Origin of the sequence: Priestia endophytica (genome assembly GCF_026790145.1) — a bacterium.
Taxonomy (GTDB): Bacteria; Bacillota; Bacilli; order Bacillales; family Bacillaceae_H; genus Bacillus_I; species Bacillus_I endophytica_A.
Genome location: NZ_JALAMS010000001.1, coordinates 138,040 through 150,421 on the forward strand (window position 1 = coordinate 138,040; position 12,382 = coordinate 150,421).

The 12,382-nt window shown below is 38.3% G+C and carries 10 protein-coding genes; all 10 read left to right on the forward strand.

What is annotated here, in order from left to right:
- Window positions 1–55 precede the first annotated feature (55 nt).
- The 10 genes from glp (at window position 56) to MOC86_RS00815 (ending at window position 12,303) form a co-directional block, all read left to right on the forward strand.
- Window positions 56–1,303, forward strand: coding sequence for a gephyrin-like molybdotransferase Glp (gene glp, locus MOC86_RS00770; RefSeq protein ID WP_268582328.1), 1,248 nt, complete (start codon window positions 56–58; stop codon window positions 1,301–1,303).
- A 427-nt stretch (window positions 1,304–1,730) separates the two neighbouring features.
- A complete protein-coding gene (gene argC / locus MOC86_RS00775) occupies window positions 1,731–2,798 on the forward strand; it encodes an N-acetyl-gamma-glutamyl-phosphate reductase (RefSeq protein WP_268582329.1) in 1,068 nt (355 codons plus the stop codon).
- 31 nt (window positions 2,799–2,829) lie between these two features.
- Complete coding sequence (gene argJ / locus MOC86_RS00780) at window positions 2,830–4,062, forward strand: bifunctional ornithine acetyltransferase/N-acetylglutamate synthase (RefSeq protein ID WP_268582330.1); 1,233 nt, start codon at window positions 2,830–2,832, stop codon at window positions 4,060–4,062.
- Window positions 4,025–4,867, forward strand: coding sequence for an acetylglutamate kinase (argB, locus tag MOC86_RS00785; RefSeq protein ID WP_268582331.1), 843 nt, complete (start codon window positions 4,025–4,027; stop codon window positions 4,865–4,867). Before argJ ends, argB begins: the two co-directional genes overlap by 38 nt.
- Window positions 4,842–6,002, forward strand: coding sequence for an acetylornithine transaminase (locus MOC86_RS00790; protein ID WP_326847695.1), 1,161 nt, complete (start codon window positions 4,842–4,844; stop codon window positions 6,000–6,002). Before argB ends, MOC86_RS00790 begins: the two co-directional genes overlap by 26 nt.
- Window positions 6,003–6,107: 105 nt before the next feature.
- Entirely contained in the window at window positions 6,108–7,178 is a 1,071-nt protein-coding gene (locus MOC86_RS00795; RefSeq protein ID WP_268582332.1) for a carbamoyl phosphate synthase small subunit, read from the forward strand.
- Complete coding sequence (locus MOC86_RS00800) at window positions 7,171–10,287, forward strand: carbamoyl phosphate synthase large subunit (RefSeq protein WP_268582333.1); 3,117 nt, start codon at window positions 7,171–7,173, stop codon at window positions 10,285–10,287. Before MOC86_RS00795 ends, MOC86_RS00800 begins: the two co-directional genes overlap by 8 nt.
- Window positions 10,287–11,240 carry an ornithine carbamoyltransferase gene (gene argF / locus MOC86_RS00805; protein WP_268582334.1) on the forward strand — a complete coding sequence of 318 codons (954 nt, stop codon included), beginning with the start codon at window positions 10,287–10,289 and terminating at the stop codon, window positions 11,238–11,240. The genes MOC86_RS00800 and argF overlap by 1 nt, the downstream gene beginning before the upstream one ends.
- Before the next feature lie 125 nt (window positions 11,241–11,365).
- A complete protein-coding gene (locus MOC86_RS00810; RefSeq protein ID WP_268582335.1) occupies window positions 11,366–12,016 on the forward strand; it encodes an SDR family oxidoreductase in 651 nt (216 codons plus the stop codon).
- 107 nt (window positions 12,017–12,123) lie between these two features.
- A complete protein-coding gene (locus tag MOC86_RS00815; protein WP_019393850.1) occupies window positions 12,124–12,303 on the forward strand; it encodes a YjzC family protein in 180 nt (59 codons plus the stop codon).
- Window positions 12,304–12,382: the final 79 nt, after the last annotated feature.

Genomic DNA, 12,382 nt, shown 5'->3' on the forward strand with positions numbered 1-12,382 from the left:
GTGTTTGACACACTAGTGGGATTTTTTTCTATACATAATTGGGGGGAGTTTATTAATGGTTGAGAGAAGAACACCAGTAAAAGTTGAAGAAGCTGTACATAAAGTGATGGAGTATATAAAACATGGACAAGTTGAGGAAGTATTGTTGGAAGAAGCATGTGGAAGATATTTGGGAGAGAGCATCATTGCTACGCATCCTGTTCCGCCATTTGATCGCTCACCGTACGACGGCTTTGCAATCCGTGCAGAAGATAGTAAATATGCGACAAGAGAAAATCCTGTTTCATTTAAAGTAGTAGAAACAATTGGAGCTGGAAAGGTCGCTTCAGCTCCCCTTCAGCCATTTCATGCTGTGCGCATTATGACAGGAGCTCAAATGCCGGAGGGAGCAGATGCTGTTGTTATGCTTGAATTGACTCATTCGTATGTGGAAGAACAGCAAACGTTTATGTCTATCAAACGATCATTTGAAGCTGGAGATAATATTTCATTTAAAGGAGAAGATGTACAAAGGGGAGAAGTGCTTGTTGAAAAAGGAACGAAAATTAATCCAGGCACTGTAGCTCTTTTAGCGACGTTTGGTTATTCCCGAGTGCAAGTTGTTCAAAAACCAAGGGTTGGAGTGTTTGCAACAGGTACAGAACTTTTGAGCGTAGATCAAGATTTAGAACCAGGAAAAATACGAAACAGCAATGCGCCAATGGTGTGTGCTCAAATTGAACAAAGCGGTGGGATCGCAATAGATTTAGGAATATTGGAAGATGATTTCGAAAAATGCTATAGAGAAGTAGAAGAAGCAATAAGCTCCGTTGATTTTCTTATTACAACAGGAGGCGTATCTGTAGGTGATTTTGACTATCTGCCAGCTATTTATGAAAAACTAGGTGCAACTGTACTCTTTAACAAAGTAGGCATGAGACCAGGAAGTGTCACAACGGTTGCAGAGCTTGATGGTAAGCTTCTTTTTGGCTTATCTGGAAATCCTTCTGCTTGCTACGTTGGGTTTGAGCTTTTTACATATCCAATCATCAAATCGTTTCTTCATAGTAAAAAACCTCACCACAGTGTTGTTAAGGCAACGCTTGGAAGTGATTTTTTAAAGGCGAATCCTTTTACTCGCTTTGTGAGAACAAGCATTGAATACACAAAAGAAGGATTTGTTGTAAATCCCGCTCGTCTTGATAAATCGAATGTTGTATCTTCACTTGCCTTTACAAATGGTTTAACAATTCTTCCAGGAGGAACAAAAGGATTTCAAAAGGGTCAGAAAGTAGATGTTTTATTAACTAAAGATACGAATTAATCAAAACGTGCCAGACTTGCTTGGCACGCTTTTTTTATGACGTTTAAATCATTCAGAATAACAAGGTGCTGAAAAAAGAGGGTTTAACATATATTAAAAATTGGTATATAGAACGTTGAAGGAATAAAAGGATAACGAAAATTCCGAAAATATAGATTTTTTGTTTTTGTGATTTTAATTTTTGCTATCTTTTTTGAATGGTGATGGTATATAAATACATGGAGGTGAAAGGGTTTTTAATAAAAATGAGTTAAGACTCTAGTATTAAGACGAATTATGAAAAGAAAAAGTATTCCGAAATGAATTAAATATACAATTGACTTTATTTTTATGCAAAGTTATAATAACAATTAATTCAACTAAGTGTTCTATTCTTTAACATAAATTTAGAGGAAACAGAGCATGCGAACAAAGGAGCATATATAGAATGGATAGCGAAATTCAAGAAAACCAGAAAAAAGTGAAAGTTGGCATTGTTGGTGCTACAGGATATGGAGGCGTTGAGTTAATTCGTTTACTTGAAGGACACCCTGTGTTTCAAGTAGAAGCTGTTTACTCTTCTTCAAAAGAACAAAAAGAAGTTCGAGAGGAATACCCTCACCTTGCCCACTATAATTGGTTGCTTGAAAAAATTGATCCCGAAGAGATGGCAAAAAGCGTTGATCTTGTATTTACAGCTACTCCATCAGGAATCTCAACAACGCTCGTACCACAGCTTATCGAAGCTGGAAACAGAGTTGTAGATTTATCAGGAGATTTTCGATTGAAAGAAGAAGGCATGTATGAAAAGTGGTATGGGAAAACACCAGGTCCTAAGAAATACATAGATGAAGCGACATATGGACTTGTAGAGTGGTTTTCGGAAGAAGTGAAAGAGAGTACTTTTATTTCTAACCCTGGGTGTTATCCAACTGCAACGCTTTTAGGTCTCATTCCGGTTGTAAAAGAGCGAATAATTCAGCCTCATTCCATTATTATTGATGCAAAGTCGGGTCTTTCAGGAGCAGGTCGTTCGCTATCACGAACAGCTCACTACGCAGAAATTAATGAAAATATGAAAATATATAAAGTGAATAAACATCAGCATATTCCAGAGATTGAACAAACATTGCACAGATTTGATGACAATATTGGACACGTCACATTCAATCCGCACCTTGTCCCGATGACAAGAGGAATTATGTCGACAATATATGCAACGGTAAAAGACGCTATGACTCGTGAAGAGCTTTATGAGATGTATAAAAAAGCATATGAAGGTTCAACGTTTGTAAGAGTTCGTCCTCTAGGTGAGTTCCCAGCAACGAAAGAAGTAAGTGGATCAAACTATTGTGACATTGGAATTGATTACGATGAAAGAACAAATAGGGTAACGATTGTTTCAGTCATTGACAACCTTGTAAAAGGAGCTGCAGGGCAAGCAATTGAAAATGCAAATATTTTAATGGGGCTAAAAGCAGAGACAGGTTTAGGCTTTCTACCTATGTACCCGTAATAGAATAGAAGGATTCAAGGAGGAGAAAACATTGCTACAAGTTCAGGTAGAACAGAAGATTTATAAATTAGAAGAGGGCTCGCTTTTATCTCCAAAAGGCTTTTCAGCCGGAGGTGTTCATGCAGGACTTCGTCACGCAAAGAAAGATGTTGGAGTTGTTGTAAGTGAGAAACCAGCAAGCTGCGCAGCTGTATATACACAAAATGTATTTCAAGCAGCTCCGTTAAAAGTAACGAGAGAAAGTATTGCAGAGGAACAGCTTTTACAAGCGATTATTGTTAATAGTGCTAATGCAAATGCTTGTACTGGTGAACAAGGATTGAAAGACGCGTATGAAATGAGACAGCTTACAGCACATAAGCTTTCTGTTCCAGAGCACTATGTAGCTGTTGCTTCGACAGGAGTAATCGGAGAAATGCTGCCGATGGAGAATGTGCGAAACGGCATTCTTGATGTTACAACAAATCACGGAGTAAACGGAGCGGAAGATTTTCAAACGGCTATTCTAACAACAGATACAATAATGAAAAAGTCTTGTTATCAGTTTGAAATTGATGGGCAAACAGTGACAATCGGCGGAGCTGCAAAAGGATCAGGTATGATTCATCCAAATATGGCTACAATGCTTGGCTTTGTAACAACAGATGCAAACATTGATAGTGAATCTCTACAAGGTGCTCTTCGTTCGATTACAGACAACAGTTTTAATCAAATTACAGTTGATGGAGATACGTCAACAAACGATATGGTCCTTGTAATGGCAAATGGTATGGCGGGGAATGAAGCATTAACAACAGAACATAAAGAATGGTCAACATTCTATAACGCACTTCAGCTTGTTTGTGAAGATCTTGCTCGTCAGATTGCTAAAGATGGAGAAGGAGCAACAAAACTGATTGAAGTAAATGTTACAGGAGCAGCTACAAAAGAAGATGCAAACAAAGTGGCGAAATCTGTTATTGGTTCAAATCTTGTAAAGTCAGCTGTATTTGGATCTGATGCAAACTGGGGCCGAGTTCTTTGTGCAATAGGCTATTCTGGTGCAGACCTTAACCCTGAAACTGTTCATATTGCACTTGGACCAATTACAATGCTCGAAAACAGTACACCACAACCTTTTGATGAGGAAGAAGCAACAAAATACCTTGAGAATTCTACTGTTGTCATTCATGTGAATCTCCATAATGGAGAAGAAACTGGAAAAGCATGGGGGTGTGACTTAACGTATGACTATGTCAAAATCAATGCTAGCTACAGAACGTGAAGAAAAATCAGTTGTTGTTATAAAATGCGGAGGAAGCATCATTAATAAACTAACAGACGATTTTTTTCAAAGTCTTAGCGTTCTAAAACAAAATCATCATGTTGTAATTGTCCATGGTGGGGGACCCGATATTGCCGAGACTTTGAACGGGTTAAATATTCAAACTGAATTTGTAGAAGGGCTTAGAAAAACGTCTGACGAGGTACTTAACGTTGTTCAAATGGTGCTCGGAGGAAAAGTGAATAAAACGTTTGTTACAAAACTGTTTAAAAATAAAATCAAAGCAGTCGGTCTTTCTGGATGCGATGGAGCTATTCTACAGGCAAGGCAAATTCAAGATGGAAAACTAGGATTTGTAGGAGAAGTTAGTCATGTTGAGAGCAACCTCCTTTATAGTCTTCTAGAGCAGGGATATGTTCCTGTTATCTCATCAATCGGAATGGATGAGAATGGTCAGCTTTTAAATGTAAATGCAGATGTTGCAGCAGGAGCTGTTGCAAAAGGATTGAAAGCAGAGCGATTGCTTTTTATTACAGATGTAAAAGGTGTTTTAAAAGATGGAGAATTGCTAGAAACGTTAACAGTAAAAGAGGTTGAAAGACTTATCGATGAACAAGTGATTACAGGAGGAATGATTCCGAAAGTAAAAACAGCTGTAAGTGCTTTGTCATCATCATTAGATAATGTTTATATTGCAAGCGGCACATCTTCATTTTGTAATGAACAAGGATTAATTGGAACATCTATAAAATATGACACAAAAAGTAAGGAGTGTAATAATGAGCACGTTGTTTCCAACATATAATCGATTAGAGCTTGAAATTGCACATGGAAAAGGAACAAAAGTAACTGATACAAATGGAAAAACATATCTTGACTTTATATCTGGAATTGCTGTTTGTAACTTAGGCCATCGCCCACCTTCTGTGCAAAAAGCGATCGAAGAGCAACTCGAAAAAGTTTGGCACGTTTCCAACCTTTTTCCGGTTTCTCTTCAAGAAGAGGTAGGAGAGCAGCTTGTTGCTCATAGCTGCTGCGATGCTGCTTTTTTCTGTAACAGTGGAGCAGAAGCAAATGAAGCTGCAATTAAGCTAGCACGAAAGTATACTGGACGAACAAAAGTGATTACGTTCAAGCAATCATTTCACGGTCGAACATTTGCCACAATGAGTGCAACAGGGCAAGGAAAAATTCAAGAAGGATTTGGCCCTCTTTTACAAGAATTTGTTTACCTTCCTTATAACGATAGCGAAGCTTTAGCAAGTGAGATCAATGAGAATGTTGCAGCTGTTATGCTAGAAGTTGTGCAAGGAGAGGGAGGCGTACATGCTGCAAATGCTGAGTTTTTAAAGAATGTACAAAAGCTTTGCAAAGAGAACGGATCACTTTTTATTGTTGATGAAGTGCAAACAGGTATCGGAAGAACTGGAAAACCATTTGCTTATCAGCATTATGACATCGAACCAGATGTAATTACAATTGCAAAAGGACTTGGAAATGGGTTTCCAGTAGGGGCGATGCTTGGAAAAGGATTCCTCCGTGATACTTTTTCCGCTGGTTCACATGGTACAACATTTGGGGGGAATCCACTGGCAATGGCAGCTGCAAAAGCTGTCTTGGCTGAGATTTTTGATGAGAGTTTCTTAATAGAAGTTAATAAAAAAGTAGATTATTTTACAGGAAAATTAGCTGAGAAGCTTCAACATATTGAAGAAATTTGCGAAGTGAGAGGAAAAGGGTTTCTAATTGGAATTGAAACTTCTGTGAATCAAGGAGAGCTTTTAACAAAGCTTCGTGAAAGTGGATTATTAGCTCTACCTGCAGGACCACAGGTTTTAAGACTTCTTCCACCACTAACTGTCACAAAAGAAGAACTGGACGAAGCCATTGAAAAGCTAGAAAAAGTATTTACTGAGATGACTACGACAGTAATACAGTAATGAAAAGAGTAAAAGGTTTGATTGTTCTTTACATCAGACCTTCTTTTTAGAATAAGTTTGTATAAAAATACTTAAAAAGAAATAATTATTCGTGAGAGGTGCATTATGAAGGGCTATCTTCATTTAGAAAACGGAGAAACATTTACTGGAGAGCTAGCTAAAACATCATCAAAGCAAAATGTAGGAGGCGAAATTGTCTTCTTCACCGGAATGACGGGCTATCAGGAAGTATTAACAGATCCTTCTTACAAAGATCAAATTATTGTGTTCACATATCCGCTTATTGGCAATTATGGAATCAACAAAGAAGATTTTGAAAGTAAGAAGCCTCACGTGTCTGCTGTTGTTGTATATGAAAGCAAAACGAGTAAACACCATTATGAAGCTAATTACTCATTAGAGGAATATTTGAAAAAATGGGATATTCCACTCATTAAACATGTTGATACAAGAGCGGTTGTGAAGAGAATTCGTAAACAAGGAACAATGGGAGCAACGATTGCAACAGAAGCAGCTGTTGTGAACCCGTTAAAAGAAGGAAAGCAAATTCAAGCTGTATCTGTTGAACAGTTCGAAACAATCGGGGAAGGAAAGCGACACGTTGTGTTGATGGACTTTGGCTTTAAAAAATCTATTTTGGATTCTCTTCTTGAGAAAGATTGCAAAGTAACGATTGCTCCGTACAATACAACAAAAGAGCAAATTGAAGCCCTCAAGCCAGATGGAGTTGTGCTTTCTAATGGACCAGGAGATCCTGTTCAAATGAAGCCACAGCTTTCACACTTAAAAGAAATCGTATCATCATATCCAACCCTTGGCATTTGTATGGGTCATCAGCTTATCGGATTGACTTTTGGTGCACTAACTAAAAAACTTGCATTTGGTCATCGGGGAGCAAATCAGCCTGTAATTGATTTGAAAACAAAGCGCGTTGTTATGACATCTCAAAATCATAGCTATGTTGTTGATGAACAAAGTCTAGAAAATACAGAACTACAAGTTCGCTTTAAAAATGTGAATGACAAATCTGTTGAAGGATTAGCACATAAAGAGTTACCTGTCATTTCTGTACAATATCATCCAGAAGCACATCCAGGACCAAGTGAAAGTAATTACATTTTTGATGAATTTTTAACACTTATGAAAGAAGCAGGGAGAGAGAAAGCATATGCCTAAAGACACAACATTATCAACAATACTAGTCATCGGTTCTGGTCCGATTGTAATTGGGCAAGCAGCGGAATTTGATTATTCAGGGGCTCAAGCTTGCTTATCTCTAAAAGAAGAAGGATACAGAGTTATTCTTTTAAATAACAATCCAGCTACAATTATGACCGATAATCATATTGCAGATAAAGTATATTTTGAGCCTTTAACAGTAAGCTCTGTTGAGAAAATTATTGAAAAAGAACAGCCAGAAGGTCTTCTTGCTACACTCGGAGGACAAACAGGACTAAACTTAGCACTGAACCTTGATGAACAAGGAATTCCAGAGAAGTACGGAGTACGCCTCCTTGGAACGCCTATTGAATCTATTCAAAAAGGAGAGAGTCGTGAGAAATTCCGTACTCTGATGAAAGAGTTAAATGAACCTGTTCCTGAAAGTGAAATCGTAACAACGGTTGAAGAAGCAGTGGCGTTTTCTAAGAAAATTGACTTTCCTCTCATTGTAAGACCAGCTTATACGCTTGGAGGAACAGGAGGCGGAATTGCTCATACCCTTCAAGATCTCAAAACACTAACAGAAAGTGGACTTCGCGAAAGTGCTATTTCGCAGTGTTTAATAGAGAAAAGTATTGCAGGGTTTAAAGAAGTGGAATATGAGGTTATGCGTGATTACAAAAATACGTGTATTACGGTTTGTAATATGGAAAATATCGATCCTGTTGGAGTTCATACAGGTGATTCTGTTGTTGTTGCTCCGTCTCAAACGCTCACAGATGTTGAATATCAAATGCTTCGTTCTGCATCAATTAAAATCATCTCGGCACTTGGGATTGTAGGGGGCTGTAATATTCAGTTTGCGCTTGATCCAAACAGCAAGCAGTACTACCTCATTGAGGTAAACCCACGGGTGAGCCGATCTTCAGCACTTGCTTCAAAGGCAACAGGATATCCAATTGCCAAGATTGCAGCAAAACTTTCTGTTGGTTACAGCTTAGATGAAATCTTAAATCCTGTAACAGGAACAACATATGCGAGCTTTGAACCTGCTCTTGATTATGTAGTAACAAAAGTACCTCGCTTTCCATTTGATAAATTTATGGAGGCAGACCGTTCACTTGGAACGCAAATGAAAGCAACAGGAGAAGTAATGGCAATTGACCGCAATTTTGAGCGAAGCTTCCAAAAAGCCCTTTACTCACTCGAAATGGATAACGATGGAATGGTTCTCCCATCTCTCACAAATAAAAGTGAAGACGAGCTTGTTAAGCTTATCTTAGCTCAAACAGATGAGCGCCTATTCGGGATTATTGAGCTATTGCGTCGCGGTTTTGAGGGCAAGAGAATTCATGAATTAACAAAGATTGATTTGTTTTTCATTGATCACTTCCACCATCTTGTTCAGCTGGAGAAACAGCTTACAGAAACAACGCTGGAAAAAGTTGAAGAAGACTTGTTTAAACTTGCAAAAGAAAAAGGTTTTTCAGACGCAATGCTTGCCCACGTGTGGAATACAACAGAATCTATCGTGCGAGCAGAACGCAAGGAAAAAGGAATCATACCAAGCTACAAAATGGTCGATACGTGTGCAGCAGAGTTTGCTTCTGAGACAGCCTACTATTATTCAAGCTATTTTGGCGAAACAGAAACAATCCCTTCTCCAAAGAAAAAAATTGCTATCATTGGTTCAGGTCCTATCCGCATTGGTCAAGGAGTTGAATTTGACTATAGCTCTGTTCACGGGGTATTGGCACTTGAAAAAGCAGGATATGAAACAATTTTAATTAACAATAACCCAGAGACAGTAAGTACAGACTTTGAACTTGCTGATCGCTTATACTTTGAACCATTGACTGTTGAAGATGTATTAAATGTGCTAGAAGCCGAAGGTACAATGGATGTTATCGTTCAATATGGTGGCCAGACAGCTATTTCCCTTGTTGATGGGTTAACAGAAGCTGGCGTTTCTATTCTTGGCGTTGGTAAAGAAGTGATTGATGCACTCGAAGATCGTGACCAGTTTTATAAGCTTCTTCAAAAACTAGATATTCCACATATTCAAGGGGAAATGGCAGCAAATGAAGAAGAGCTTGTTCATAAGGCAAAGCAAATTGGATTCCCTGTTCTGATTCGCCCATCTTTTGTAATTGGTGGAAGAGGAATGATGACAATCTATAATGAAGAAGAGCTTGAAAAGTGTCTGGCTAAAGTTCATCCAACACATTATCCAATTTTAATCGATCGTTATTTGAAAACAACAGAAGTTGAAATTGATGCGGTATGTGATGGAGAAAACGTTGTGATTCCAACAATTGTAGAGCACGTTGAAAAAGCAGGTGTCCACTCTGGTGATAGCTATGCATGGTTGCCAGCTCAAAGTTTATCAGAAAAAGAAAAAGCATACATTGTAGATTATGCAGAGAAAATTTCAAAAGAAGTCGGTTACAAGGGGATTATGAACATTCAATATATTGTGCAAGATGGAACTGTTTATGTACTGGAAGTAAATCCACGAGCAAGTCGAACAGTACCACTTGTAAGTAAAGTTACAGGCGTTTCCCTTATTTCACTTTCAACAGATGTATTGCTCGGGAAATTATTGACGAATCTTTGTGAAGAAACAGGATTATTGTCCGATATTCCATATAAAGTGCTAAAATTCCCTGTCTTTTCGACAACGAAAATCTCTGGCGTTGATCCGCATGTTGGACCTGAAATGAAGTCAACAGGTGAAGGAGTTGCCATCGCAGCTACCGTAGAAGAAGCAGCATATAAAGTGTTTAAAGGTTATCTTGAGACTCATGATAAGGGCACGGAAATTTATGTGGACAGCAGTAATATTCCAGAGCTTCTTACTCAAAAAGCGAAAGAAGCAGGTGTAAAGCTTGTAACAGAAGGCGCTATAGAAGATTGGGCTAAAGGAGATTCTGCTCTACTATTTTTAAGCTTAAAGGATGTTTCAGAAGGAAAAGAGAATCGTCTAAAAGCTTTAAAACATGGCTTGTTTGTTATGAATGAGTTAGAGACGTGCTTTGTCTTTTTACAAGGATATAGTCATCAAAACTATACAGTGCAGTCGCTTCAAGAATGGCAAAATGAGAGAGAAGAGGTTGGTGCATAATGAATTCTTTACAAGCAAACGAAGTAAATGTAAAAGGAAAAAGCTTATTAACATTACTCGACTGGTCAAAGGAAGAAATTGAAGCCGTCTTACAAAAAGGGATCGAGCTCAAAAAAGAGCGTAAAGAAGGAAAGTTGAATACATCTCTTAATGGTCAAACCCTTGGTCTTATTTTTGAAAAGTCTTCAACACGTACAAGAGTATCGTTTGAAGCTGGGATGATGCAACTTGGTGGCAATGCACTCTATCTAAATGGGCAAGATTTACAAATTGGCAGAGGAGAAAGCATTCACGATACAGCTAAAGTGCTCTCTGAATTCATTGATGCTATTATGATTAGAACGTTTGAACATAGCAAGGTAGAAGAACTTGTAAAGTATGGTTCAATTCCTGTGATTAACGGTCTTACAGACGAGTTTCATCCATGCCAAGCTCTTGCTGATTTGATGACGATTTACGAAGAAAAAGGTACATTGAAGGGGTTAAAAGTAGCTTATATTGGGGACGGCAATAACGTAGCTCACTCTTTAATGATTGCATGTGCCAAAGTAGGGGCTCATTTTTCAATTGCTTGTCCAAAAGGCTATGAGCCTAAAGAGTGGATTGTGAACGAAGCACGAAAAATTGCTGAACAACAAGACGCAAATATCGCTATTGTAGAGAACCCTGTTGAAGCTGTCCAAGATTCAGATGCAGTTTACACAGATGTGTGGACAAGTATGGGGCAAGAAGCTGAAAATGATATTCGCTTAAAAGCTTTTTCAAACTATCAAGTAAACGATGAGCTTGTGAAGCATGCTAAAAATGACTACTTGTTTCTTCATTGCCTTCCTGCACATCGTGAAGAAGAAGTAACAGCTTCAGTAATTGATGGAGAAAACTCTTATGTTTTTCAGCAAGCTGGAAATAGAATGCACGTTCAGAAAGCTCTGTTACAGCTTATTCTTGGCTAAAAAGGAGTTTAAGCAGCACACTTTAAAGTGTGCTGCTTTTTTGTTTAAGGATAGAAATAGTCGGGAACTTCAACACTAGAAAGAAGGACAAATTAATTTAGTCGATAGAGAGGGTGGGAAGATCAATGAATGTACTTATTGTTGGAGCAAACGGTACTACAGGAAATATTCTTGTCGAAAAACTAGGAAAAAGCAGTGAACACAAAGCAGTTGCCATGGTTCGAAAAGAGGAACAAAAATCCAAAATGGAGCAACTAGGAGCGGATGAGATTGTGATTGCTGATCTTGAAAAAGATATAGAACATGCTGTAAAAGGAATGGATGCCATTATTTTTGCGGCAGGATCAGGTTCAAAAACAGGTCAGGATAAGACGTATACTGTTGATCAAGAGGGAGCGAAACAACTTGTAAATCAAGCGGAAAAGCATGGGGTAAAACGTTTTGTTATGCTTAGTTCAATGGGGGCGGGAAATCCAAATACTACATCAGATCAGAATATGAAAGTTTATCTTGAAGCAAAAGGCTCTGCTGATGAGCATCTACAGAAATCTAGTCTTTCCTATGTGATTGTGCGTCCTGGACCACTTTCTAATGATGAGGAAAATGGCCAAATCGAAGCAAGAGAAAAAATTGACGATATGAAAGGCCGCTCCATTCCGAGAGCAGATGTGGCGAACGTGTTGATTGAATCCCTCGCAAATAAACATGTAACAAATAAAACATTTGAGATCTTATCTGGTGAACGTCATATAGAGGAAGCGCTGGAAAGTATATAGAAAACGGCCGATATGGCCGTTTTTTCTATGGAAGTTTTTAATAGGTAGTAATGAAGCTTAAAAAGGGCATATTAAGAGGGCGGAAAAGCTTATAAGGAGGTTTTACAATGGGTCAAAATCGACACTTTACACCAGGACAAAAAGCTCCTAACAACGGCCGATATATTGAAATCGGTGAGACAGGAAGCAATGTAAACAATCCGAAGCAATTGAAGCTTAAAGCAGGTGATCGTTTCCCTGAAACGTCAAACGATGACCGTCACTGGACATATATGAGAAAACCATAACAGTTGGAGCTCGCTTTTATTTTTTAAGGCGGGCTCTGCCTTTTTCGTTTAAAATGGAAGTGAAAGGGGCACGTATAAA